22 protein-coding genes and 3 pseudogenes are annotated in these 24,912 nt (G+C 70.7%); 8 read left to right on the forward strand and 17 right to left on the reverse strand.

Features of this window, described 5'->3' with window-relative positions:
• Positions 1-4: 4 nt before the first annotated feature.
• Positions 5-553, reverse strand: coding sequence for a hypothetical protein (locus ABZ865_RS38845; RefSeq protein ID WP_361241198.1), 549 nt, complete (start codon positions 551-553; stop codon positions 5-7).
• Positions 554-708: 155 nt separating this feature from the next.
• Entirely contained in the window at positions 709-1,902 is a 1,194-nt protein-coding gene (locus ABZ865_RS38850; protein ID WP_361241200.1) for an RtcB family protein, read from the reverse strand.
• Between the two features lie 238 nt (positions 1,903-2,140).
• Between ABZ865_RS38850 and ABZ865_RS38855 the strand changes: the two genes are divergently transcribed.
• From ABZ865_RS38855 to ABZ865_RS38865, 3 genes are all read left to right on the forward strand, one after another.
• Positions 2,141-3,037 carry a DUF3558 domain-containing protein gene (locus ABZ865_RS38855; protein ID WP_361241203.1) on the forward strand — a complete coding sequence of 299 codons (897 nt, stop codon included), beginning with the start codon at positions 2,141-2,143 and terminating at the stop codon, positions 3,035-3,037.
• 113 nt (positions 3,038-3,150) lie between these two features.
• A complete protein-coding gene (locus ABZ865_RS38860) occupies positions 3,151-4,068 on the forward strand; it encodes a DUF3558 family protein (protein ID WP_361241206.1) in 918 nt (305 codons plus the stop codon).
• Between the two features lie 96 nt (positions 4,069-4,164).
• Positions 4,165-5,472, forward strand: coding sequence for a DUF2637 domain-containing protein (locus tag ABZ865_RS38865; protein WP_361241301.1), 1,308 nt, complete (start codon positions 4,165-4,167; stop codon positions 5,470-5,472).
• Between the two features lie 79 nt (positions 5,473-5,551).
• On the opposite strand, the gene lysS is transcribed toward ABZ865_RS38865, so the two are convergent.
• Positions 5,552-7,294 (reverse strand): lysine--tRNA ligase, encoded by a 1,743-nt coding sequence (lysS, locus tag ABZ865_RS38870; protein WP_361241209.1) that lies wholly within the window; start codon positions 7,292-7,294, stop codon positions 5,552-5,554.
• Between the two features lie 128 nt (positions 7,295-7,422).
• Between lysS and argS the strand changes: the two genes are divergently transcribed.
• Positions 7,423-9,204 carry an arginine--tRNA ligase gene (argS, locus tag ABZ865_RS38875; protein WP_361241212.1) on the forward strand — a complete coding sequence of 594 codons (1,782 nt, stop codon included), beginning with the start codon at positions 7,423-7,425 and terminating at the stop codon, positions 9,202-9,204.
• 133 nt (positions 9,205-9,337) lie between these two features.
• Positions 9,338-9,553, forward strand: a pseudogene (locus ABZ865_RS38880) (helix-turn-helix domain-containing protein); the annotation flags it as partial.
• Positions 9,554-9,621: 68 nt separating this feature from the next.
• On the opposite strand, the gene ABZ865_RS38885 reads toward ABZ865_RS38880, so the two are convergent.
• Positions 9,622-10,317: a DUF5701 family protein gene (locus ABZ865_RS38885; protein WP_361241304.1), complete on the reverse strand. Its 696-nt coding sequence runs from the start codon at positions 10,315-10,317 to the stop codon at positions 9,622-9,624.
• Positions 10,318-10,470: 153 nt separating this feature from the next.
• Between ABZ865_RS38885 and ABZ865_RS38890 the strand changes: the two genes are divergently transcribed.
• Positions 10,471-11,322, forward strand: coding sequence for a DUF4253 domain-containing protein (locus ABZ865_RS38890; RefSeq protein WP_361241215.1), 852 nt, complete (start codon positions 10,471-10,473; stop codon positions 11,320-11,322).
• Between the two features lie 13 nt (positions 11,323-11,335).
• Here ABZ865_RS38890 and ABZ865_RS38895 read toward each other — a convergent pair whose 3' ends face one another.
• The 3 genes from ABZ865_RS38895 to hemB all read right to left on the reverse strand — a co-directional run bounded on the left by ABZ865_RS38895 (position 11,336) and on the right by hemB (position 14,357).
• Entirely contained in the window at positions 11,336-12,550 is a 1,215-nt protein-coding gene (locus ABZ865_RS38895) for a PLP-dependent aminotransferase family protein (RefSeq protein ID WP_361241218.1), read from the reverse strand.
• 180 nt (positions 12,551-12,730) lie between these two features.
• Positions 12,731-13,087, reverse strand: a complete 357-nt coding sequence (locus ABZ865_RS38900) for a DUF805 domain-containing protein (protein WP_361241221.1) — start codon at positions 13,085-13,087, stop codon at positions 12,731-12,733.
• Between the two features lie 277 nt (positions 13,088-13,364).
• On the reverse strand, positions 13,365-14,357 hold the full coding sequence (gene hemB, locus ABZ865_RS38905) for a porphobilinogen synthase (RefSeq protein WP_361241224.1): 993 nt from the start codon (positions 14,355-14,357) through the stop codon (positions 13,365-13,367).
• A gap of 201 nt (positions 14,358-14,558) precedes the next feature.
• On the opposite strand from hemB, the gene ABZ865_RS38910 reads away from it, so the two are divergent.
• On the forward strand, positions 14,559-14,939 hold the full coding sequence (locus tag ABZ865_RS38910) for a phospholipase D-like domain-containing protein (RefSeq protein ID WP_361241227.1): 381 nt from the start codon (positions 14,559-14,561) through the stop codon (positions 14,937-14,939).
• A gap of 39 nt (positions 14,940-14,978) precedes the next feature.
• Here ABZ865_RS38910 and ABZ865_RS38915 read toward each other — a convergent pair whose 3' ends face one another.
• The 5 genes and pseudogenes from ABZ865_RS38915 to ABZ865_RS38935 all read right to left on the reverse strand — a co-directional run bounded on the left by ABZ865_RS38915 (position 14,979) and on the right by ABZ865_RS38935 (position 19,053).
• Positions 14,979-15,758, reverse strand: a complete 780-nt coding sequence (locus ABZ865_RS38915) for a hypothetical protein (RefSeq protein ID WP_361241230.1) — start codon at positions 15,756-15,758, stop codon at positions 14,979-14,981.
• A 29-nt stretch (positions 15,759-15,787) separates the two neighbouring features.
• On the reverse strand, positions 15,788-16,543 hold the full coding sequence (locus ABZ865_RS38920) for a hypothetical protein (RefSeq protein ID WP_361241233.1): 756 nt from the start codon (positions 16,541-16,543) through the stop codon (positions 15,788-15,790).
• 13 nt (positions 16,544-16,556) lie between these two features.
• Complete coding sequence (locus tag ABZ865_RS38925) at positions 16,557-17,441, reverse strand: DNA-processing protein DprA (protein WP_361241236.1); 885 nt, start codon at positions 17,439-17,441, stop codon at positions 16,557-16,559.
• A gap of 71 nt (positions 17,442-17,512) precedes the next feature.
• Positions 17,513-18,508, reverse strand: a complete 996-nt coding sequence (locus ABZ865_RS38930) for a helix-turn-helix domain-containing protein (protein WP_361241239.1) — start codon at positions 18,506-18,508, stop codon at positions 17,513-17,515.
• Positions 18,509-18,781: 273 nt separating this feature from the next.
• A pseudogene (locus ABZ865_RS38935) lies at positions 18,782-19,053 on the reverse strand (hypothetical protein).
• On the opposite strand from ABZ865_RS38935, the pseudogene ABZ865_RS38940 reads away from it, so the two are divergent.
• Positions 19,037-19,183: pseudogene (locus tag ABZ865_RS38940) on the forward strand (transcriptional regulator); the annotation flags it as partial. The pseudogenes ABZ865_RS38935 and ABZ865_RS38940 sit on opposite strands and share 17 nt — an antisense overlap.
• Positions 19,184-19,316: 133 nt before the next feature.
• Here the strand turns inward: ABZ865_RS38940 and ABZ865_RS38945 are convergent.
• From ABZ865_RS38945 to ABZ865_RS38965, 5 genes are all read right to left on the reverse strand, one after another.
• Positions 19,317-19,553: a hypothetical protein gene (locus tag ABZ865_RS38945; RefSeq protein WP_361241242.1), complete on the reverse strand. Its 237-nt coding sequence runs from the start codon at positions 19,551-19,553 to the stop codon at positions 19,317-19,319.
• An 85-nt stretch (positions 19,554-19,638) separates the two neighbouring features.
• Entirely contained in the window at positions 19,639-21,351 is a 1,713-nt protein-coding gene (locus tag ABZ865_RS38950; RefSeq protein ID WP_361241245.1) for a bifunctional uroporphyrinogen-III C-methyltransferase/uroporphyrinogen-III synthase, read from the reverse strand.
• Complete coding sequence (hemC, locus tag ABZ865_RS38955; protein ID WP_361241248.1) at positions 21,348-22,307, reverse strand: hydroxymethylbilane synthase; 960 nt, start codon at positions 22,305-22,307, stop codon at positions 21,348-21,350. The genes ABZ865_RS38950 and hemC overlap by 4 nt, the downstream gene beginning before the upstream one ends.
• Positions 22,304-24,040, reverse strand: coding sequence for a glutamyl-tRNA reductase (locus tag ABZ865_RS38960; RefSeq protein ID WP_361241250.1), 1,737 nt, complete (start codon positions 24,038-24,040; stop codon positions 22,304-22,306). Before ABZ865_RS38960 ends, hemC begins: the two co-directional genes overlap by 4 nt.
• Positions 24,037-24,801, reverse strand: coding sequence for a redox-sensing transcriptional repressor Rex (locus tag ABZ865_RS38965; RefSeq protein ID WP_361241253.1), 765 nt, complete (start codon positions 24,799-24,801; stop codon positions 24,037-24,039). Before ABZ865_RS38965 ends, ABZ865_RS38960 begins: the two co-directional genes overlap by 4 nt.
• Between the last annotated feature and the right edge of the window lie 111 nt (positions 24,802-24,912).

Raw genomic sequence — 24,912 nt, forward strand, 5'->3', positions numbered from 1 at the left:
TTCGCTAGCTCTCCACGGTGATGACCGGCTTGTCCGCGCCGACCTTGTGCGTGTCGAACACGTAGTAGGCGCCCCAGCCGGGCTTGCCCGCCAGCGTGACCACCTGGGCGTCCAGGGTGCGGTCGCCCAGCTTGATGGTGACCTTCGTGGAGGCGGAGACCGGGCCCCGGTAGATTCCGGCCCACAGGGTGCCGGATGCGTCCCCGCAGGCCACGGTGGTGACCTTGCGCGGCAGGACGTCGGCGACCCGGACCAGCTCCGGCTGGTCGGAGCCCGAGGACTTCGGCGCCACGATGGACAGCCCCTCCGGGGTCAGCCACAGCGTGTCACCACCAGCGGTGAGCTTCTGGCCCGGCGTGACCGTCCGCACACCGCCGGCCGACGCCTTCACCGCCTTGGCGACGGTGGCCGCGTGCGCCGGGGACGCCTTGGCCGGCGCGTTCGCGGCAGCAGCCGCCGCCACCCCGGCACCCGTCGCCAGCACTGCGGCCACGGCCACCGCCACCAGCGACGCGCGCCCCCGGTTCCGCTTCTGCACACCAAAAGACGTCACAACAACTCCCTTGCGTCTGGAAGGCGTTGCTCCAGCCCAGAAGGCGGAGCGGACGGGCCCACTTGCCCATCCACCCCCCAGACGGACCCCCGCCGCCCGAACGCTGCTCCGGCTGCTCGACGATTCGCTGTGACGCCCCTCACATGACCACAGGCCTAGCCCTTCACGCAGACGACCTGCTTCAGCTTGGCCACGACCTCCACCAAGTCCCGCTGCTGGTCGATGACCTGGTCGATGGACTTGTAGGCACCCGGGATCTCGTCCACGACGCCGGAGTCCTTGCGGCACTCCACGCCCCGCGTCTGCTCCTCCAGGTCCTTCGTCGAGTAGCGCTTCTTGGCCGCGTTGCGGCTCATGCGCCGGCCCGCGCCGTGCGAGGCCGAGTTGAAGGCCTTCTCGTTCCCGAGGCCCTTCACGATGTACGACCCCGTGCCCATCGAGCCCGGGATGATCCCGTACTCGCCGGAGCCGGCCCGGATCGCGCCCTTGCGGGTGACGAGCAGGTCCATGCCGTCGTAGCGCTCCTCGGCCACGTAATTGTGGTGGCAGGAGATCTCCGGCTCGAAGGTCGGCTTCGCCTTCTTGAACTCCTTGCGGATCACGTCCTTCAGGAGCGCCATCATCAGCGTGCGGTTGTACTTGGCGTACTCCTGCGCCCAGAACAGGTCGTTGCGGTAGGCCGCCATCTGCGGGGTGTCCGAAACGAAGACCGCCAGGTCGCGGTCGACCAGGCCCTGGTTGTGCGGGAGCTTCTGGGCCACGCCGATGTGGTGTTCGGCGAGTTCCTTGCCGATGTTCCGGGATCCGGAGTGCAGCATGAGCCACACAGAGCCGGTCGTATCCGTGCAGACTTCGACAAAATGATTTCCGCTGCCGAGCGTTCCCATCTGCTTTCCGGCGCGCTCGTGACGGAACTTGACCGAGTCGGCAACCTTGTCGAACCGCCCCCAGAAGTCGTCCCACCCGGCGGTGGCCAGGCCGTGGAAGTCCCCCGGTTCAACGGGGTCCTCGTGCATCCCCCGTCCCACCGGGATCGCCTGCTCGATCTTCGAGCGGAGTCGGGAGAGGTCTCCGGGGAGGTCGTTCGCCGTCAGGGACGTTTTCACCGCGGACATTCCGCAGCCGATGTCCACGCCCACCGCCGCGGGGCACACCGCGCCCTGCATCGCGATGACCGAGCCGACCGTCGCGCCCTTGCCGTAGTGGACGTCCGGCATCACGGCCAGGCCCTTGATCCAGGGCAGGGTGGCGACGTTCTGGAGCTGGCGCAGGGCGACGTCCTCGACGGTCGCGGGGTCGGTCCACATGCGGATCGGGACCTTCGCGCCCGGCATCTCCACGTACGACATGGCTTCCTCGTTCCCCCGGTTTCGGCAACAAACGTGATTGAGCGACAAAACGCAAAAGCGGCGCCAAGGTCGTCGAAAAGGGACAAGGGACCGGCGTCCACGGCAGTGCGTGCGATACACATTGTCTCCAGGGGGCGCCCCGCTGCGGCAAGCGAATAACCAGCGGGGACACTGGAGCACCGGAGCACCGGGCGATCACCACCGTCACGGATCGCCCACTGTCGAGAGGAGCCCGACCGTGCAGCGGAAGGCGTATGTACCCGGCACCGCCGCCCTCCTCGCGGCGCTGCTCGCCGGCTGCACGAGCGGTTCCGGGGGCGGCGGCCCGACGGATGACGCCAATCCCGGCACCACCAGCGCCGCCACGGCCGAGGCCCAGCCCGGCAAGTACCGCACGCTCCCCGAGCCCTGCGGCGCGGTCGGCCATGACACGCTCGACTCGCTGCTCCCGGGCATCCCGCAGATCGCCGACGCCGACCTGCGGGACAAGGCCTACCGGGGCGAGGCCGCGCTGACGTACGACACCGACCGCAAGGTGGGCTGTCACTGGAAGGTCGAGTCGACGGCCGCGACCGACCGGCTCTCGGTCGACTTCGAGCGCGTGGTGTCGTACGACAACACGGTCAGCGACGACGACCAGGCGCAGACGCTGTTCCAGCGGATGGAGACGGCCGCCGACCTGCCCGAGCCCAGCCCGTCGGCCCCCTCGGCTTCCTCGGCTTCCTCGGCTTCTTCGACTCCCCCCGCCTCCTCGACCTCCTCGGCCTCGGCCACGCCGTCGGCGACCGCGAGCGGCAAGGCCTCCTCGCCGTCGTCCTCCGACCCCTCCGCCAACCCCTCGTCCGGGACGTCCGGCAGTTCCTCCGGGTCCGCCTCCGGCTCCGCTTCGGCCGATCTCCAGCCCCGCGCCTTGTCCGATCTCGGTGACGAGGCGTACCTCGACGACCAGCTCGGCGGCTCCGGTTCGACGGCCGAACAGCGGACGGTGACTGTGGTGTTCCGCACGTCCAACGTCGTCGTCACCATCCAGTACGAGGAGCAGCCGATGGCCGTCGGCGTGGTCCCGGACAGCAAGGAAATGCAGGACAGGGCCCGTAATCTGGCCTCTCAACTGGCCGACGCGCTCAACGGGTGACGGCCCCGTGGGCCCCACCCGTCGCCCACCGCAATGCACTCGAACGGAGACCGCACCGCTCCTTCACCGCGTACCGTGGGGCCCCGCAGGAACCCGCACGAACACACAGCGTCATGAGTGAAGGAACCATGCAGCGAGCAGCCCAGCGAGACGACCGTGCCCAGCGAGACCAGCGAGCCAAGCGCCTGCGCCGTGCTCTTGTGTGCGCGGCAGCCGTTCCCGCGGTGCTGATCACCGCCGCCTGCTCCTCGGACTCGGACTCAAAGGGCACGGACGGTTCGAGCGCCCAGCAGAGTGCCGGAAGCGGTTCGGGGCAGTCGTCGGCCAGCGCCTCCCCGACCGTGCAGGCGGCCGCGTTCCGCACGCTGCCCGAGGCGTGTGGGGTGCTGTCGAAGGACACTCTGGGTGATCTGGTGCCGAAGGGTGCCAAGTCCGGCAAGGAGGGCAGCAGTGACGACACGGCGACCCGTGCCTCCTGCTCCTGGAACAGCCTGGACAACAACGGCGTCAAGGGCTCCCAGTTCCGCTGGCTGAACGTCTCCCTGCTGCGTTTCGACTCGGACGCCGGCCGTGGCTCCGGTGACAAGCAGGCGCAGGCGTACTACACGCAGCAGGTCTCGGACGCCAAGGGCGTGGCCGGTGCGAAGAACACCACGTCGGAGCCGGTCGCCGGGACGGGCGACGAGGCGACGATCGTGCGCTACGACCTGAAGAAGAAGGAAGGCGCCTTCAAGCAGCAGACGGTCGTCACCCGGGTCGAGAACGTCGTCATCACCCTCGACTACAACGGTGCCGGTCTGGCGGGCGAGAAGACCCCGGACGCCGGTGACCTGGCCAAGGCCGCCGAGAAGGCCGCGAAGGAAGCGGTGGCGTCCGTCACCGCCGCCAACAGTGGGGATTCCGGGTCGGGTTCGTCCACGAAGAGCCCGTCCTCGTCCGCGAAGCCGGGTTCGACGGCGTCGTCCGATTCGTCGTCCAAGTCCCCGTCCGCGAGCGCTTCGCCGTCGAAGTCGGCCGCGAAGAAGGGCTGACCGGCACCACGTCCGCCGCACACGTGTGCCACCCTGTTGCGCGCAACAACACGCAAGGGGAGGGGAGTACGAGTGGCCGCGCCACAGCTGACCCGAATGCACCGCGTTCTCATCGGCGTGGTCGTTTCCGGTGCTTTGATCATCGCCGGTATCGGCTTCGCCGGTTCGTACGCGGCCGTCCGTGAGCTGGCCATCAAGAAGGGCTTCGGGAACTTCTCCTATGTCTTCCCGATCGGCATCGACGCGGGCATCTGTGTGCTGCTCGCGCTGGACCTGCTGCTGACCTGGATCCGGATCCCCTTCCCGCTGCTGCGGCAGACGGCCTGGCTGCTGACAGCGGCGACCATCGCCTTCAACGGCGCCGCCGCCTGGCCGGACCCGCTGGGTGTGGGCATGCACGCGGTGATCCCGGTCCTGTTCGTGGTCGCCGTCGAGGCGGCCCGGCACGCGATCGGCCGGATCGCGGACATCACGGCCGACAAGCACATGGAGGGTGTCCGCATCACCCGCTGGCTGCTCTCGCCGGTGCCGACGTTCCTTCTGTGGCGCCGCATGAAGCTGTGGGAGCTGCGCTCCTACGACCAGGTCATCAAGCTGGAGCAGGAACGCCTCGTCTACCAGGCCCGCCTGCGCTCCCGCTTCGGCCGCGCCTGGCGCCGCAAGGCCCCGGTGGAGTCCCTGATGCCGCTCCGTCTCGCCCGCTTCGGCGTCCCCCTGGCGGAGACGGCCCCGGCGGGCCTGGCGGCGGCGGGCATCGAGCCGGTGCTCATACCGCCGGCGCCCGCGGACGGTCGTGCCGCCGGGCCGGCGCCGGTCCTCCAGCAGGCGGCGCCTCCCGTCGGGCAGCGCCCCGTCCTGCCGGGCCAGCGCACCGGTGAGCCGGAGCACCTCCGGGCCCCGGAGGGCAGCCCCTGGCTGCACGCCAGGCACCCTCAGCAGATCGACTACCACGGCGGCTACGACCCCACCTACGACCCTGCCCCGGACCCCCAGTACGTCCCCGAGGAGCAGTACGAGGAGTGGTACGAGGAACAGCCCGCGGAACACTTCCAGCAGCCGTCCCCCGAGCAGTTCCAGCAGCCCTCCCCGGAGCAGTTCCAGCAGCCGTCCCCCGAGCAGTTCCAGCAGGCGTCCCCCGAGGACACCGGCAGCTTCCCCATTCCGGTCACCGGCAACCGCACCCGCGAACTGGGCGAGGGCGGCGGCACGCCGGAACCGGCCGAGGACGACTACTACCAGGTCTTCCGCCAGTCGATCGACGGCAGCTACCCCACGGCCGCTCAGTTCCGCGAAGACGTGGAGGCGACGTTCAGCATCACCTTGCCCAAGGGTGAGGCCGAGCGCATGGTGGCCCGCTTCGCCAACCGCCACGCGGCGCAGTTGGAAGACGAGCACATCGCCTGACGGCGCTGAACAACAGGAACGGAAGAGGGGCCCTCGAAACCGAGGGCCCCTTTCCGTTGCCGTTGTCGCCGGTTGGCGCTTACTCGCCGAGCAGGCGTCGCACGCGGTCCTGGCCCACGGCCAGGAGGAGGGTGGGCAGGCGGGGTCCGGTGTCCCGGCCGACGAGCAGGTGGTACAGGAGGGCGAAGAAGGTCCGCTGGGCCGTCTTGATCTCCGGCGGCAGCTCCTTGGGCGTGGCGTCGGCGGAGAACCCGGCCTGCACCTTGGGGACGCCGTAGACGAGGTGGGTCAGCCCGTCGAGGGACCAGTGCTCGGCGAGGCCGTCGAGCAGGAGTCGTACGGACTGCTGGGACGCCTCGTCGAGGGACTTCAGCAGCTCGGCGTCCGGCTCGTCCCGCACGATCGTCCGCTGGTCGGCGGGGACGTGGGTGTTGATCCACGCCTCGGCCTTGTCGTACCGGGGCCGGGCCTCGTCCAGGGAGGACAGGGGCTGGTCCGGGTCCAGCTCGGACAGGATGCGCAGGGCCTGGTCCTCGTGGCCGGCGGTGATGTCGGCGACGGAGGCGAGCGTGCGGTACGGCATCGGACGCGGGGTCTTGCGCAGCTCACCGGCGGCCGTGCCCACGGCGCGCGAGTAGGCGGCGACGTCACCCGGGAGAGCGGAGCCGTCGGCGACCTTGCCGGCGAGCTTGTCCCACTCGTCGTACAGCCGCTGGATCTCCTGGTCGAAGGCGATCTTGAAGGACTGGTTGGGCCGGCGGCGGGCGTAGAGCCAGCGCAGGAGCTGCGGCTCCATGATCTTCAGGGCGTCCGCGGGGGTCGGGACACCGCCGCGCGAGGACGACATCTTCGCCATGCCGGAGATGCCGACGAACGCGTACATGGGCCCGATGGGCTGCTTGCCGCCGAAGATCCCGACGATCTGCCCGCCGACCTGGAACGAGGAGCCCGGCGAGGAGTGGTCGACGCCGGAGGGCTCGAAGATCACGCCCTCGTAGGCCCAGCGCATCGGCCAGTCGACCTTCCAGACCAGCTTGCCGCGGTTGAACTCGCTGAGCCGGACGGTCTCGGAGAAGGCGCAGTCGTTGCAGGTGTACGTCAGCTGGGTGGTGTCGTCGTCGTACGAGGTGACGGTGGTGAGGTCCTTGCCGCACCGGCCGCAGTACGGCTTGTACGGGAAGTACCCGGCGGAGCCGGAGCTGCCGTCGTCCTCGGCGGCGGCGCCGGAGCCCTCCTCGGCCTCCAGCTCGGCCTCGTCCACCGGCTTCTGCTGCTGCTTCTTGGCCGGCTTCGGCTTGGTCCGGTACTGGGCGAGGATCGCGTCGATGTCACCGCGGTGCTTCATGGCGTGCAGGATCTGCTCGCGGTAGACGCCCGAGGTGTACTGCTCGGTCTGACTGATCCCGTCGAACTCGACGCCCAGCTCGGCCAGCGACTCGATCATGGCCGCCTTGAAGTGCTCGGCCCAGTTCGGGTACGCGGAGCCCTTCGGGGCGGGCACGGAGGTCAGCGGCTTGCCGATGTGCTCGGCCCAGGAGTCGTCGATCCCGGCGATGCCCTGGGGCACCTTGCGGTACCGGTCGTAGTCGTCCCAGGAGATCAGGTGCCGGACCTGGTACCCGCGCCGCCGGATCTCGTCGGCGACGAGGTGCGGGGTCATGACCTCGCGGAGATTGCCCAGGTGAATGGGGCCGGAGGGGGAGAGTCCGGACGCGACGACCACAGGTTTGCCCGGGGCCCGGCGCTCCGACTCCTCGATGACCTCATCCGCGAAACGGGAGACCCAGTCGGTGGTCTCGGTGCTCTGAGCCACGATCGGCACGTCCTTCTTTCTGAACGGGGTGACACCCCATTCTCACAGACCGCCACGCGACGGCGAAAACCGCTTTACCCACCGTGAGAGACTGGGCGTGTCTATCCATCCCCACGAGGAGAACGGCACCCCTTCCTATGGCCTCGGTCACGTCCCTCAGCGATTCCGTCCAGCAGCACCTCGCGTCCGCTCTCTCGGCCACTCTGCCCGAGGCCGCCGGCGCGGACCCGCTGCTGCGACGAAGCGACAGGGCCGACTACCAGGCCAACGGGATCCTGGCGCTCGCCAAGAAGGCGAAGGCGAACCCCCGGGAGCTGGCCGTGCAGGTCGTCTCCCAGGTGGTGACCGGTGACGTGATCGAGGAGATCGAGGTCTCCGGGCCCGGCTTCCTGAACATCACGATCGCGGACCGGGCGATCATCGAGAACCTGGCCGCGCGGTACGCGGACGAGGCGGGCCGGCTCGGCGTGCCGTACGCCGAGCAGCCGGGCACGACGGTGATCGACTACGCGCAGCCGAACGTGGCGAAGGAGATGCACGTCGGCCACCTGCGGTCGGCGGTCATCGGTGACGCGGTGGTGCAGCTGCTGGAGTTCACCGGCGAGAGCGTGGTCCGCCGCCACCACATCGGCGACTGGGGCACCCAGTTCGGCATGCTCATCCAGTACCTGGACGAGCACCCGCACGAGCTGGACCACAAGGCGTCCGCCGCGGACACCGCGGCCTCGGGTGAGGAGGCGATGTCGAACCTCGACCGCCTCTACAAGGCCGCGCGGAAGAAATTCGACGCGGACGAGGAGTTCAAGACCCGCTCCCGCCGCCGGGTGGTGGACCTGCAGGCCGGTGAGCCGCACACGCTCGCCATGTGGCAGAAGTTCGTGGACGAGTCGAAGATCTACTTCTTCTCCGTCTTCGAGAAGCTGGACATGGAGATCCGGGACCCCGACATCGTCGGCGAGTCCGGCTACAACGACATGCTCGCGGAGACCTGCCGGCTGCTGGAGGAGTCCGGCGTCGCGGTGCGCTCCGAGGGCGCGCTGTGCGTGTTCTTCGAGGACATCAAGGGCCCGGACGGCAACCCGGTCCCGCTGATCGTGCAGAAGTCGGACGGCGGCTACGGCTACGCGGCGACCGACCTCTCCGCGATCCGCGACCGCGTCTTCAACCTGAAGGCGAACTCGCTGCTGTACGTGGTGGACGCCCGTCAGGCCCTGCACTTCCGGATGGTCTTCGAGACGGCCCGCCGGGCGGGCTGGCTGAACGGCGACGTGAAGGCGTTCCAGCTGGCCTTCGGCACGGTCCTCGGCAAGGACGGCAAGCCGTTCAAGACGCGTGAGGGCGAGACGGTCAAGCTGCAGGACCTGCTGGACGAGGCCGTCGACCGGGCCACGGCGGTGGTGCGGGAGAAGGCCGAGAAGGTGGGCCTGACGGAGCAGGAGATCACGGAGAACGGCCGCTACGTCGGTATCGGCGCCGTGAAGTACGCGGACCTGTCCACCTCGGCGGTCCGGGACTACAAGTTCGACCTGGACCAGATGGTCTCGCTCAACGGCGACACGTCCGTCTACCTCCAGTACGCGTACGCCCGTATCCAGTCCATCCTCCGCAAGGCCGGCGAGGCCCGCCCCGTCGCCCACCCGGAGCTGGGGCTGGCCCCGGCGGAGCGCGCGCTGGGTCTGCACCTGGACCAGTTCGGTGAGAACGTCCTGGAGGTCGCGGCGTCCTACGAGCCCCACAAGCTCGCCTCGTACCTGTACCAGCTGGCGACGCTGCTGACGTCCTTCTACGACCAGTGCCCGGTCCTGAAGGCGGAGACGCCGGAGCAGGTGGAGAACCGCCTCTTCCTGGTCGACCTCACGGCGCGCACGCTGCACCGGGGCATGGCGCTGCTGGGCATCCGGACCCCCGAGAAGCTCTGACGCCTGACGCGCACCGGACGAGTTTCCGCACCGGCCCCGGCGCCCCTCTCGTACACGCGAGGGGCGCCGGGGCCGCTGCCGTACTCTCCGTAACAGTCCTGGATGCGTATTCGCATCGTGCTCTCGCTGCGGATCGCCATGGATGCGCCACCTGACGGTACGTCGCCTGCAGGAGGCCCGGCGGCTGCTGGCCGACACCTCCGTGCCGCAGCAGGACATCGCGCTGCGCATCGGCTACCGCAGTCAGGTCGGCTTCCACCTCGCCTTCCGCAAGGAGTTCGCCATGACCCCGGGCGAATACCGCACCCGACGAACCCCCCGCCCCAAAGCCCCCAAGACCCGCCCCTGACGACGCGGACTCCGCCGGCACCGTCGGCGCGTTCGGCGAGGGTGCCGCCACTTCGGGGCGCATGACGGTCAGGTAAGGGCCTCGCGGGCCGTCGCCGAGGCGAATCCCAGCCAGGTGTGGCGGTTGCCCGCCCAACACCAGCCGACCTTGGGCGCGTTGCGGCGCTCGCGGCCGTCGCGGCCGGTGCCGTTGCTGATCCAGATCGCCGGGGTGCGGGCGTCCAGGGTGCCGCCCGGCTTGCGCAGCCGGGAGCCGATGGTCATGAAGCAGTGGTTGCGCTCCAGCACGGCGGGCTGCTGGAGCAGCCAGTGGATGCCCTCGGTGAGCAGCAACGGGGTGCGGGCCTCGGCGGTGAGCGCGGGCAGCGCCTCGTCCGGGCTCCAGTTGGCCATGTGGTCGCCGCGGTCGAGGCCGGTGAGGAGGTAGAGCGGGGCGTCCGGCGGCGCGGCGGTGTCGAGTGGGGCGAAGAGGTCGACGTCGGGCATGTCGGTGACGACGAAGCCCGGCTTGTCCTCGCGGCGGAGCAGCGGCGCGAGGGCGGAGGCGGGGGCCCGGTCCGGGTGAACGGCGAGCAGGGCGCCGTCGCGTACACGTCCGGCGGGGGTCTCGGCCGCCGCGGCGAAGGTGCGCAGCTCGGCGGCGGACAACCCGGCGATCTTGTGCACCCCCAGCTCGATCAGCCGTTCGGCCTGCGCGCTCAGGGAGGGGAGAGCGGGAAGGGAGGGAAGGGCGGGACGGGGGTCGGCCGGCTTGGCTGCGGGCATGGCGTCGGGCATCGCTTCGGGCATGGTGCTCCCAGGGTCGGCGATGGGTGGACGGGCCCAGGGGCAACGAGACAGTCCGCGGAAATGTTCCCGCCTCCGCCGCGACCGGTCGCGCCAACTCTGTTGTCAGTGGTGCCCTTTACAGTCACCGGCATGGCGACTCTTCCCAACCCGCTGCCCAACCTGGCCACCGATCCCAGTGGCCGCTCCCTCGGGCTCCGGCTCCCGCCCGGCAGGCTGATCGACGCCACGTACGACGGCCGCTGGCACGAGCCCCTGCTGTGGCACGCGGACAAGCCGGCCGCGCCCGGAACGTGGAAGGCTCTGGGCGCGCCGGCCGCCCGGGCCGGTCTGCTGCCGGTGCTGGTCGACGTGGGCGGGCACCAGGAGGGGCCCGGGAACTGGGAGTTGATGCCGGACCGGATGTCGTACCCCGGCGATCACGACGCCGAGGAAGTCCTCGCGGAGTACTGGGAGGACGGCGCGGAGGACGAACTGGCCGAGGCGGCCGAGGAGGCCCAGGAGACCGAACTGGCCGAGGAGGTCGAGCCGTTCGGGAGCGAGTGGCCCGGACTCGCGCCCGCTCTCACACCCACCGCCGCCCCGGACGTCCGGGCCGCCGCGGTCGCGGACTCGCTGACGGACGGCACGCACACCTGGTTCAAGGAACCACACCTGGCCCTGGTCCCGGCCCGTCGCTCCGCCGACATCCCCGCGGCGATCGGCTGGACGGGCCCGCTGAACTACGACAACGACGTGGCCCGTCTCTGCGCCGTCCTGCGCTCCTGGGAGGAACGCTTCGGCATACGGGTGGTGGCGCTCGGCTTCGACACCCTGACCGTGTCCGTCGCGGCCCCGCCGGCCACCCGGGCCGAGGCCGAGGCGGTGGCGGCGGAGCACTTCGCGTTCTGCCCGGACACCCTCACCCAGAACGGCTCGGACGCCCTGCGCGCCTACGCCGAGGAACTGATCGGCGAGCCGGCCTGGTCCTTCTGGTGGGACTGAGCCGTGCCGGCAATCACCCACTGAGCCCCTTGCCGAGCCTGCGCAGCCCCTCGGCGATCTCCTCCGGGGTCTGCGTGACGAAGCACAGCCGGAGGGTGGAGGGGTCGGGGTCGCCGGCGTAGAAGGGCGCGCCGGGGACGTAGGCCACGTCCTGCCGCACCACCTGGGGCAGCAGGGCCGTGGTGTCGTACGACTCCGGGAGCCGGGCCCACAGGAACATGCCGCCCTCGGGACGGCTCCAGGTGGAGCCCTCCGGGAGGGCGGCGGGGAGGCCGGCCAGCATGGCGTCCCGGCGTGCGCCGTAGACGGCGCGGACGCGGGCCACATGGGCGTCCAGGACGTCCAGGTAGCGGGCTGCGGCGAGCTGGTTGAGGGTCGGCGTGTGCAGGTCCACCGCCTGCTTGGCGACCGCGCACGCCCGCCGGAGTTCCGCGGGCGCCCGGAGCCAGCCGAGGCGGAGGCCGGGGGCCATGATCTTGGAGAAGGAGCCGAGCAGGACGACACGGTCCTCGGCGCCGGGCCGGGAGGCGATCCAGGGGACGCGCTCGCCGTCGTAGCGGAGTTCACCGTAGGGGTCGTCCTCGACGATCCACAGGCCCTGGCGGGCGGCGACGGCGGCGACCTCCTGCCGGCGCGGCGCGGGCATCGTGCGGCCGGTGGGATTCTGGAAGGTGGGGACCAGGTAGAGGAGCTTCGGGCGCTCCCGCTCGACGAGCGTGTCCAGGGCCTCCGGGTCCACCCCGTCCTCGTCCCCGGGCACCGCCACCACACGGGCGCCCGCCAGTCCGAAGACCTGAAGTGCCGCCAGATAGCAGGGGCTTTCGACCAGGACCGTGTCGCCGGGTTCGAGCAGCGCCGTCGCCAGCAGGGACAGGGCCTGCTGGGAGCCGGTGGTGACGAGGAGGTCGTCGGGGTCGGTGGGCAGGCCGAACGCGCTGATGCGGGCGGCCAGTCCGGAGCGGAGGGCCGGTTCGCCCTCGGTGGTGGAGTACTGGAGCGCCTGCGCCGGGGCCTGGTCCAGCACGTCCCGGAACGCGGCCGCTATGCCGTCCCGGTCGAACAGTTCGGGCGCCGGGAGGCCGCCCGCGAAGTTGATCACCTCGGGGCGTGCGGTGACCGCGAGGATGTCCCGCACCGGCGAGCCGCCCACCCTGCGGGCACGGGCGGCGAGCGGCGGAACGGGGGCGCGGGTGGGCGTGGGTGTGGGCGCGGGCTCGGTGACGGCCATGGCACGGCTCTCCTTCGGCTCCGGGGCGGGTCTCCCGTCGCGCAGCCTAGGGATGTACGTGCCGTATGCACCCGGAATTCCATGATCCGGAACGGCGGTGAGGCCGCCCGGAACGACGGCCGGGCGGCCTCACCTGTGCGCATGCCGGACGAGCGGTCACCCGGCACGGAACGCTCGGCGTCAGACGACCGCCGGGGTCTCCTTCGGGTTCGGGCCGTACTTGTTGGCGCCGGGCTCGCCTTCCGAGGCGTAGAAGACCAGCAGCACGATGAAGCCGACGAGCGGGATGATCCCGAGCAGGATCCACCAGCCGGAGCGGCCCGTGTCGTGCAGGCGGCGCACCGACACACCCCAGTGCGGCAGCAGGAGGCCGACCACGACGATGGCGACGAGGGCCGGGACCTTGATCGCGAGGCCCACGCCGAAGAAGACGGCGTAGAGGATGACGTAGAAGAGCAAGAAGTACCAGTACTCCGAGCGGCGCGCGCGCCCGCTGAACACGGCGTACTTCTTGAGCGCCTCGAGGAACCAGCTCATGGGAAACCCCCTGGGGACGACGTTCAGCCGGATCCGAACAGACCAGGCCAAGCGCAGAGATTAAGGGTTTTGCCAAGAACACGTCAGACCTTGGCGAGCCTGGTTCAAACGTCGCTTCCCGGACAGATTTCAGGACAGATACGAGCAACGCCGCAGGTCGTTTCCACTACAGCAGCCCGGAGTTCCCGGAACCGACGTCGTTCCGTTGCCGAACCGAGGGCGTACCGAGGCCGGTTCGCCTCCGATTCGGTACCGGAACGATGTCGGTCCGTGTCCGTCAGCGCAGCTTCTGCGCCGCCTCCGTCGCCCAGTAGGTGAGGATGGTGCGCGCCCCGGCCCGCTTGATGCCGGTCAGCGTCTCGAAGATGGCCCGGTCGCGGTCGAGCCAGCCCTTCTCGGCGGCGGCCTCGACCATCGAGTACTCGCCGGAGATCTGGTAGGCGACGACGGGCACGTCCACCGAGTCCGCGACCCGGGCGAGGATGTCGAGGTACGGTCCGGCCGGCTTGACCATCACCATGTCGGCGCCCTCGGCCAGGTCCAGCTCCAACTCCCGCAGGGACTCACGCCAGTTGGCGGGGTCCTGCTGGTACGTCTTGCGGTCGCCCTGCAGGGAGGAGGCGACGGCCTCGCGGAAGGGGCCGTAGAAGGCGGAGGAGTACTTGGCGGTGTAGGCGAGGATGGCGACGTCCTCGCGGCCGATCTGGTCCAGCGCGTCGCGGACGACGCCGATCTGACCGTCCATCATCCCGCTCGGGCCGACCACATGGGCGCCGGCGTCGGCCTGCACCTGGGCCATCTCGGCGTACCGCTCCAGGGTGGCGTCGTTGTCGACGCGGCCGTGCTCGTCGAGCACACCGCAGTGCCCATGGTCGGTCGTCTCGTCGAGGCAGAGATCGGACATGACGAGCAGTTCGTCCCCGACCTCGGCGCGCACATCGCGGATGGCGACCTGCAGGATCCCGTCCGGGTCGGTCCCCGGGGTCCCGATCGCGTCCTTCTTGCTCTCCTCCGGCACGCCGAACAGCATGATCCCGGAGACGCCGGCCTCGACCGCCTCCAGCGCGGCCTTCTTCAGGCTGTCCCGGGTGTGCTGCACGACCCCGGGCATGGCCGCGATCGGCACGGGCTCGCTCACGCCCTCCCGGACGAACGCCGGGAGGATGAAGTCGGCGGGGTGCAGGCGCGTCTCGGCGACCATCCGCCGCATGACGGGCGTGGTCCGCAGCCGTCGGGGACGCGTACCGGGGAAGGATCCGTACTTCGTCATGCCCTCTACGCTACGCCCGCCCGGCCCCCGCCTTTGCCGACGCCATGTCGGCCCAAGACGGGCATAGCGGCCGCTCGATACGAAGTTCTTGCGCTCTTCTGGTCACCCCTGGAATCACCGGTCTCCACAGCGTTCTACGCGCGTGGCGTCATGCCCGCGCCACCCCCTCCAGGCTCTCCCCCACCAGGAGTCCCCCAAGCTGTGGAAGGTCCTCGCCCGGCGGGCGTCGCCCTGGCGGCCGGCACCGCCGTCGTCGCCACCGCCGTCCCCGCGAACGCCGCGAGCTACTCCGCCTTCGCCTTCTCCCGGACCGGCAGCCAGCCCACCGTCTACGACTTCGTCAACTCGGCCACCAGCACCCTCGACATGACGATCTACGAGCTGGAGGACACGACGGCCGTCAACGACCTCATAGCCCTGAGGAACAAGGGCGTCACGGTCCGCGTGATCCTCGACCGCCAGCACCAGAGCGCCAACAGCGGGCATCATCCTGACCGGCACGGGCGTGGCCCAGCCGGTGGCGCAGACCGTCGAGACGACCTTCAACAGCGACTACGCGGGCGGCGCGGCGGCCTGACCTGACAGCGGCCGGCGGATCACCACTCCGGGCCAGCCGGCCGCTCAGCCCCCACCGAACTCGGTGAGCACCCTGTCGGCGAGCTGGCCCCGGTCGCTGTCGCGCGGCATCCGGGAGCGGAACTCCTCCAAGCGGCGGACCACACCAAGCGGAACGTGCTCCGCTCCCGTCTCTTCAACGCCTCTGCCGACCACGCGCAGCCCCCAGTACTGGTTGAAGGCGAGCGGTTCAGCGGTCACGACGTCGACCAGGGCGCCGAGCAGCTCCGGCTCGGGCAGCGCGTACAGGCGCGCGTAGGCCGCGAGCCGCAGCCCGGCGTCCTGCGAGCGCAGCAGCGTCTTGGCGTCGAAGTCCCGCACCCGCTGCGTCGCTCGTACCAGGCGGGCGAAGATCTGGTCCATCCTGTGGGTCCGCGCCGGACCGCTGGGCAGTTCTTCGCGCACCTTCCCGTACTCGGCGGTCAGTTCCTGGACCGCTTCCCAGGTTGCGGTGTCGTCCCCGATCCCATCCTGCGGACCGTCACCGACAAGAGCCGCGTTCGCCGTCCGCTGCACTGCTTCGAGCTGACGTTGCATGTCCCGGAACTCGATCCGCCCGAGGCCCGGTACGTCGATACTGCGGACCAGGTCCCCGAGCCACGGCACCACCGCCACCGCGAGCAGCGCGACCGTGACACCGTCGATCCTCAGCCCGGGCGCCACGACGTGGACAATGGCGGCCCCCACCCCGACGCATGTCAGCACCACCGCCACAGCACGTCGCCGAAACCAGGCAGCAACGCCCTGGCCCCGTCCCCGATCACCCTCGCCCATGCCGGCCAGCATCGCAGACGCGCGGTTACCGGGCGGACGATTCAGCCACCCGGATGGTTCCAAGGACGCAGGGCGCAGGCATCCCAGGAAAAGCAGCGTAAGCGTGCCTGCTCGACGTGGTCGGCCGTGTGGTCGTAGTTGATGTTGAGGTGGCGACCGAGAACCACGATGGCCACGCTGTCGGCACCGGCCGCCTTCAGCGCGGCGGCAGCGGACTGCGCGTGGTTGCCCGTGGTCCAGGTGTCATCGATGAGCAGGACGTTCTCGCCCCAGAGCGCCGCTGACGCATAGCGCCCAGAGGAGGCCGCCCGGCCCAGGTCGACGGCCTCCGGTGTCGGCGTGAGCAGGTCGCGATAGCGGTCCCGGGTGACACCGACCGTTTCGGCGAGCATGGCGCGGAGGGGATGATCTGGACGCCCGCTGGTGCTGGGCACCATGGTCACGGTGTCGAAGGAAGGCGCTGCACAGTGAGCCCTGATGCAGCCCTCGTGCAGAGTGAGAAAACGCCACAGAACGGCCGCCAGACCCATGCGGAAGTACTGCTGCTGAGGGCCAACCGCGTTCTTGTAACGCCAGAGTTCGTTGGCATATTGCTCGCCCTTGAGGGCCAGGCTGACAGGGACGACGGCATCGGCCACTCCCGTCCCGAGCAGCTTGGCGGCCTCGTTGCAGGGCCAGCACATGGGATACCCGATCTTGGCGGGACCGCGGCAGACCTGACATACGCCTGGGCCGGGCAGCAGCGGATGGACCAGAAAGTTGGCGTAGCGGGCGGACAGCCCGACGACGGTTGCCACGCCGGTCCGCCGGCTAGGCCCAGGTCAGCTCGCCCGTGGTGGGGACGAGAGAGCCAAGGTGGCTGAAGACATCCTCCGGGCCGTCGATCACCGTCGTGTTGGGCCTGGTGGCGTACTCCCTCGCCCATGTGTGAGTCATCAGAGAGCGCATGAGGAACACCCGGCGACCGTGCTCCAGGGCGAGTCGGGCCTGCATTCGGGCGCCACTGCGGTAGGCGGCCTCGATCACGACGGTGGCCAGGCTGTAACCGCTCATCACCGCGTTGCGCATGGGGAAGGACGTCTTCGAGGGAGCGGCGTCCGGCCAGAACTGCGAGATCAGCAGCCCCTTCTGAGCGATCTCCTGCTGGAGACCTGCGTTCTGGGCCGGGTAGACACGGCGCAGACCGGTGCCGATCACGGCGACGGTTCGGCCACCGGCGGCCAGGGCGCTGCCATGCGCGGCAGTGTCGATGCCTGCGGCCAGCCCGCTGACAACGGTGACACCGCGCTCGGCAAGACCACCCGCGATGGTACGGGCGTGGGTGACACCCTCAGGAGTGGGTGTGCGGGTGCCCACGACAGCGACCCGAAGGTCGTCGTCGGCTTTCGTCCCCCGGAGGAAGAGGAAGGGTGGACGCTGGTGGACCAGTCTGAGGTAGAGCGGATAGTCGTCATCGAGGATGGTGACCAGCCGCATGCCCTCGCGCTCCCAGGCGGCGATCTCCGACACGACACTGTCCAGGTCGACCGAGGGGCCGGTGTCGAAGAGCTTCCCCTGCCCGGAGAGATCGAGTGCGTTCTCGAGAACATCGCGGGCGCTTCCCACCGCTTCGACCTGGTCGGTGACCTCGGACCATGAACGGTCGCCGCGCCGCAGCAGCGCTACGAGGGCGGCTCGCTCCAGGTCCTGGTCCATGGCGCAAGTATAGGAACGGCTCCCACTGACGCAGGCGGCTTGCGCAGACGGCACGGATCGGTGCAGCAGACTCATGCGGCGCATGCGCTCTCCTCGGGGACCGTCCGGTCTGCGCGGCAGTCACGGCAGCGGCCGGGACATGGGGCACGGAAGGCGCGGTCACAGCCGTCGCAGGTCTGGAAGGGATCGGGCCGATGGGCGGCCCCGGATCCCGTCGCCGCGATCGGTGAGGGCGCGGGACGAGCGGGCAGCGGTACAGGCAGCAGCTCATCGAGGCGGTACGCGATCAGCTTCGCCGGGTTCCTCAGGTCGCCGGGAAGGCTGTCGGTCAGCGCGTGGTGGATGACGGCGGCCGTCGCCCCGCTGTCGAACCAGGCGGTGACGGCGGGCGCGAGCCGGTCCACGTCGCGGCGGGAGAGGATGAGGCGGTCGTCGGCTCGGCGGAGGCCTGCGAGGAGGGTGACGGCCCTGTCGTATCGACGGTCGCGAGGGCCGTGCTCTTCTGGGGTCGCGGTCGGCCTCGGCGGTGTCGGAGGCAGCGCGGGCGCGGGTGCGGGCGCAGGTTCGGGCGTATGCGGGTGACGGGGATGGTCGTCCTCCTCGGGAGCCGCCGGAGGAGTATTGCCTGCGCTGAGCCTGCGGTCGCCGGTACGACGGGGCGCCGCAGGGCGGCCGGCCACGCGAAGGGGCGCGGCGGCAGCGGCAACCGGGGTGTGGTGGGCGTACGTACGAGTGACCAGTCGGCCCGACTCGGTGTGCTCGCGGACCCGCTCCAGGTAGCCATGCGCCTCCAGCTCGCGCAGCGCGGACGCAATCCGGTCGCGTCCCTCGGGGAAGCGGTCCGCGAGGCTGCGGATGTCGACCGGGGTGCCCTCGGGCACCGACAGGATGTGGGTCGCCAGCCCGATGGCGGTCAGCGACAGCTCGCGGTGCTGGGCGAGATGGTTGCCGACGACGACGTACTGACCGGACTGATACGTGCGTACGTGGGTGACACCGGAGGGGGTGGTGGATCGCCGAACACCCGGAATCGGGCGCAGGGCGGCGTTAGGCTTCTTCTCAGCCATGGGGAAGGGTTCGCTTCCTCGTTGGTCAGGCCCTCGCACTGGGATTGCCGTCCCGGCGGGGGCCGATGCATGTGTGGGGTTGTGAGTTGGTGAGACGCATATGCCTCGGGCGCCTCGGGCTGAGCCTGCACGCCCGAACCGCCGCTGCGCCAGCCGGACCGACCAGTTTCACCCGCCCGGGTGACGGATGCCGGGTTTGGTTTGGTTGGTTGGTTATTTCCCCGGGTTCTTTGGTCTTTTACGGCCCGAAGCCCCGGCCGCGGCGCTGCCGGATCACGCCTTTCCCGGCTCCGGTGCGAGGTGCACCGACGGACTGGCCAGATCGACCTCCGCCCACACCGTCTTGCACGGCGACGGTCCATGCCGCACACCCCACTGGTCCGCCAACTCCTCGTCAACTCGGCGACGATCAGCCGAGCGGGGTCCAACGGCAGTCTCGAGGAGCGCAGTTGCTCCGTTGCGAGCAGTCGGCCGAGGCGGGCACCACGGCGGGTCGCGGAGAGAGGGACGCAGAACTGGCATGCCGAGGAGTTCGGGGCGGCCATCGGGTACGGGGAGGAGTTGGTCTCCTCGGTGGAGCGCATGCGGCGCATTCCACGGCCGGAATACCTGGACGCGGCGGACGAGGTACTGGAGGCGGGCGGCAAGATCGCCGTCATGAAGAGTGACGTGGCTGCACGCCGCCGCCCAATGACACATCTACCAACGCGGGCCGCGCTCACGTCGTCACTCGGCAGCCGGAGCCGCCTCCGGTGCCTCGCCCTCGCCGCGCGCCTGCTGCAACGTCTCCGCGACCGCGGCGAACTCCTCAAGCGCTGCCTGAAGATCCTCGACGATCTCGGCGGCCAGCACCTCGGGGCGGGGGCAGTTCGTCCGCGTCGTCGAGGCTCGGGTCGCGGAGCCAGGTGATGCCGAGGTTGGCTTTGTCGCGGGCGATCAGTTCCTCGTACGTGAACGCCTTGAAGCGCTCGGTCTCGACGCGCTTGGAGCGGTCCTCGTACGGGCGGTAGTACTGCACGAAGTCCGGATGGTCTCGCCCGCGCACCCGACAAGCGCGCGAGTCTGGACCTGGCCAACCTGCCCTTCGGCAATCCGGCGGAGCGCCCCGGCAAGGAGCACTCCGCCACACCTCACGTCGTCGTACGGCGCCTGCGCGCCCCCGGCCGGCGCTCGCTCGGCCGGGTCACCGGGTCGCCCGCCTCCAGCGCGGCGGCGCGGCGCTTCAGGCCGAAGTCGGCCAGCGCCTCCGCCAGCTTGTGCACGGACGGCTCCGGGGCCATGACGTCGACCCGCAGGCCATGCTCCTCGGCCGTCTTGGCCGTGGCCGGGCCGATGCACGCGATCACCGTCACGTTGTGCGGCTTGCCCGCGATACCCACCAGGTTCCGGACAGTCGAGGACGACGTGAACAGAACGGCGTCGAAGCCACCGCCCTTGATCGCCTCACGCGTCTCCGCCGGCGGCGGCGAGGCCCGCACGGTCCGGTACGCCGTGACGTCGTCGACCTCCCAGCCCAGCTCGATGAGCCCGGCCACCAGTGTCTCCGTGGCGATGTCGGCGCGCGGCAGGAAGACGCGGTCGATCGGGTCGAACACCGGGTCGTACGGCGGCCAGTCCTCCAGCAGGCCCGCGGCGGACTGCTCGCCGCTCGGCACCAGGTCCGGCTTCACGCCGAAGGCGATCAGCGCCTTGGCGGTCTGCTCGCCCACCGCGGCCACCTTGATGCCCGCGAAGGCACGCGCGTCGAGGCCGTACTCCTCGAACTTCTCGCGGACCGCCTTGACCGCGTTCACCGAGGTGAAGGCGATCCACTCGTAGCGGCCGGTCACCAGGCCCTTGACGGCCCGCTCCATCTGCTGGGGCGTGCGCGGCGGCTCCACCGCGATCGTCGGGACCTCGTGCGGCACGGCGCCGTAGGACCGCAGCTGGTCGGAGAGCGACGCCGCCTGCTCCTTCGTACGCGGCACGAGCACCTTCCAGCCGAACAGCGGCTTGGACTCGAACCACGACAGCTGGTCGCGCTGGGCGGCGGCGGAACGCTCACCGACCACGGCTATCACCGGCCGGCCGCCGTCCGGCGACGGCAGCACCTTCGCCTGCTTCAGCGTCTGCGCGATCGTGCCGAGCGTCGCCGTCCAGGTGCGCTGGCGGGTCGTCGTACCGGCGACGGTGACCGTCAGCGGGGTGTCCGGCTTGCGGCCCGCCGACACCAGCTCCCCGGCGGCCGCCGCCACCGAGTCCAGGGTCGTCGAGACGACGACCGTGCCGTCCGACGCGCCCACCTCCGTCCAGCAGCGGTCCGACGCCGTACGGGCGTCCACGAACCGGACGTCCGCGCCCTGCGCGTCCCGCAGCGGCACACCGGCGTACGCGGGCACGCCGACCGCGGCCGCGATGCCCGGGACGACCTCGAAGGGCACCCCGGCGGCGGCGCAGGCGAGCATTTCCTCGGCCGCGTACGTATCAAGTCCCGGGTCCCCGGACACCGCACGGACGACCCGCCTGCCGCCCCGCGCGGCCTCCATGACAAGATGAGCGGCATCCCGGGCAGCGCCCGGGGGAGCGGCGGTTGTTGACGTGCCGTCAACGACCGTCAGCTGGGGCGTGCCCGTGCCCGGCGGCGAGATCGAGGAATGGTCTGCGTCCGTCTCCAGCACGGAGACGCCCTGTCGGGCGTGCGTCCGGATCATGTCGAGCACCTCGTGCTCGGCGACCAGAACGTCCGCGTTCGACAGCGCCTCCACGGCGCGCAGAGTCAGCAGTCCCGGATCCCCGGGTCCGGCACCGAGGAAGGTGACGTGCCCGTGTTCCGGACCGGCGGCAGGAAGGGCGGTGGGGCTCAATGTGCTCGCTCCCCCATCAGACCGGCCGCGCCCTGGGCGAGCATCCCGGTGGCGAGTCCGCGACCGAGTGCCTCCGCCTGCTCGTGCGTCTGGGGCACGGGACCGGTGGTGGACAGCTGCACCATGCGAGTGCCGTCGGTCGTGCCGACGACGCCCCGCAGGCGCATTTCCTTGACGAACTGCCCGTCGGCCAGAAGGTCGGCCAGCGCGCCCACAGGGGCGCTGCAGCCGGCCTCCAGGGCGGCGAGCAGTGACCGCTCGGCGGTCACGGCGGCCCGCGTGAACGGGTCGTCGAGTTCGCCGAGCGCCGCGATCAGGTCCGCGTTGTCCGCGGCACACTCGATCGCCAGGGCCCCCTGGCCGGGGGCGGGCAGAACCGTGTCGACCGACAGGAAGTCGGTGACCTCGTCGATCCGGCCGATCCGGTTGAGTCCGGCGGCCGCGAGCACGACGGCGTCCAGGTCGCCGTCCCGCACGTATCCGATCCGGGTATCCACGTTGCCCCGGATCGGGACCGTCTCGATGTCCAGGCCGTGGGTGCGCGCGTACGCGTTCAGCTGCGCCATGCGGCGCGGGGAGCCGGTGCCTATGCGGGCGCCGCGCGGCAGGTCGGTGAACTTCAGCGCGTCCCGGGCGACGATCACGTCCCGCGGGTCCTCGCGCACCGGGACGGCGGCCAGGACCAGTTCCTCGGGCTGCGTGGTCGGCAGGTCCTTGAGCGAATGAACCGCGAAGTCGACCTCGCCCTTCAGCAGCGCGTCGCGCAGCGCCGTGACGAACACGCCGGTGCCGCCGATCTGCGCGAGCGCCTCGCGGGAGACGTCGCCGTACGTGGTGATCTCGACCAGCTCGACGGATCGTCCGGTCACCTGGCGGACGGCCTCCGCCACCTGCCCGGACTGGGCCATGGCGAGCTTGCTCCGCCTGGTCCCCAGCCTCAGTGGTTTCTCGCTCATGCCGGTCGGTCCTTCTTGTCTGTGCTGTCCTCGGCCCGGGAGACGGAGGCGACCGTCTCGGGGTCGAGGTCGAACAGGGTGCGCAGCGCGTCCGCGTACCCGGCGCCGCCGGGCTCGGCCGCGAGCTGCTTGACCCGTACGGTCGGCGCGTGCAGCAGCTTGTCGACGACCCGGTGCACCGCCTGCCGGATCTCGCCGCGCTGGCGTTCGTCCAGGTCGGGCAGGCGGCCGTCGAGCCGCGCGATCTCGCCGGCGACGACGTCGGCGGCCATGGTGCGCAGCGCGACCACGGTCGGCGTGATGTGCGCCGCCCGCTGTGCCGCGCCGAAGGCCGCGACCTCGTCGGAGACGATACGCCGGACCAGGTCCACATCGGACGCCATCGGCGCGTCCGCCGAGGCCTCGGCGAGGGACTCGATGTCCACCAGGCGCACCCCGGCCAGCCGGTGCACGGCCGCGTCGATGTCGCGGGGCATGGCGAGGTCGAGGAGGAACATGGTGGGGGCCGGGCGCGGGATCTCGGCGACCGGTTCGGGCTTGCGGTGCTCGGGGATGCGGCCGACGGTGGCGACGGCCGCGGCGAGCGCGCCGATCAGCTCCGCGTCGGCCTCGGGGGTGCGGGCCTCGGCCTCCGCCGTACGACGCGAGGTCTCGCGGCGGTCCACGGTCCCGCCCGCCACCCAGGCCGCGTGCTGCTCCAGGGTGGCCGCGTCCATGCCGGCCACGGCGGCCTCGCCGTGCACGGAGAAGCCGGTCGCGCCCTGTACGGCGGCCAGGTCCAGAGGGCAGTTCTCCTCGGTGCCGACGCTGGTGGGCGGCAGCGGGGTGTCCTGCTTCAGCGGGGGCTCGGGCTGCGCGGCCGCGGCACCGGTGCCGGTCGCGGGCCGCCCGGTGCGGCCCTCGACGGCCTTCGCGATCGCCTCGGCGGTGAGTACCAGACCGGTCGCGCCGGTGCAGGAGACGACGACGTCGGCACGTGTCAGCTCGTCCGGCACGGAGTCCATCCGTACCGCACGGGCGGTCACCGCGTTGTCCTCGGCCTCGTTCAGGATCTGGGCCAGGCGCTCGGCGCGCTCGAAGGTGCGGTTGGCGACGACGACCTCGGCGACACCGGCCCGCGCGAGCGTCGCGGCCGCCAGGGAGGACATCGACCCGGCGCCGATGACCAGCGCCTTGCGGCCCGCGGCCCATTCCCGCACGTCGCCGCCCGCGGCCAGCTGCTCCAGGCCGAAGGTGACCAGGGACTGGCCGGCGCGGTCGATGCCGGTCTCGGAGTGGGCGCGCTTGCCGACCCGCAGGGACTGCTGGAACAGGTCGTTCATCAGCTTGCCGGCGCTGTGCAGCTCCTGGGCGCGGGCCAGGGAGTCCTTGATCTGGGCGAGGATCTGCCCCTCGCCGACGACCATGGAGTCGAGCCCGCAGGCCACCGAGAACAGGTGGTGGACGGCCCGGTCCTCGTAGTGCACGTAGAGGTAGGGCGTCAGCTCTTCCAGGCCGACCCCGCTGTGCTGGGCGAGCAGCGTGGACAGCTCGGCGACACCGGCGTGGAACTTGTCCACGTCGGCGTACAGCTCGATGCGGTTGCAGGTGGCGAGGACCGCGGCCTCGGTGGCCGGCTCGGCGGCGACCGTGTCCTGGGCCAGCTTGACCTGGGCGTCCCCGCTCAGCGAGGCCCGCTCCAGCACGCTCACGGGCGCGCTGCGGTGGCTCAGTCCGACGACGAGGAGGCTCATGCCGGCATCACGGCGGGCACGTCCCCGTCAGGTCCCTGGTCGGCGGTGTCCTCGCGGGTGGTGGCGGCGGGCAGTCCGCTCTCGCCCACGGTGGTCTCCTCGCCGGCCTTGCGCTGCTCGTGGAAGGCGAGGATCTGCAGCTCGATGGAGAGGTCCACCTTGCGCACGTCGACGCCGTCCGGGACGGACAGCACGGTCGGCGCGAAGTTCAGGATGGAGGTGACCCCGGCAGCCACGAGCCGGTCGCAGACCTGCTGGGCGGCGCCGGCCGGGGTGGCGATCACGCCGATGGAGACCCCGTTGTCCTTGATGATCTTCTCGAGGTCGTCGGTGTGCTGGACGGGGATGCCCGCGACCGGCTTTCCGGCCATCGCCGGGTCGGCGTCGATCAGCGCGGCGACCCGGAAACCACGGGAGGCGAACCCGCCGTAGTTGGCGAGGGCGGCGCCGAGGTTACCGATACCGACGATGACAACCGGCCAGTCCTGGGTCAGGCCGAGTTCACGGGAGATCTGGTAGACGAGATACTCCACGTCGTAGCCGACACCGCGCGTTCCGTAGGAGCCCAGGTACGAGAAATCCTTGCGCAGCTTCGCGGAGTTGACCCCCGCCGCCGCGGCCAGCTCCTCGGAGGAGACCGTGGGTACCGAGCGCTCCGACAGTGCGGTCAGGGCTCGGAGGTACAGCGGAAGCCTGGCGACGGTGGCCTCGGGAATCCCTCGGCTACGGGTCGCCGGTCGGTGTGTTCGGCCAGTTGCCACGGTGCTCCTGCGGGTAGAGCGGGGCTGCGGGCGGTCATACTTCCCCAGACCGCCCCGTCGACAGCAGGCTATGTCTTTGTGAACGCGTGCACAAAGATGGTGTCCGATTTG

Origin of the sequence: Streptomyces sp. NPDC047085 (assembly GCF_040643735.1) — a bacterium.
GTDB lineage: Bacteria > Actinomycetota > Actinomycetes > Streptomycetales > Streptomycetaceae > Streptomyces.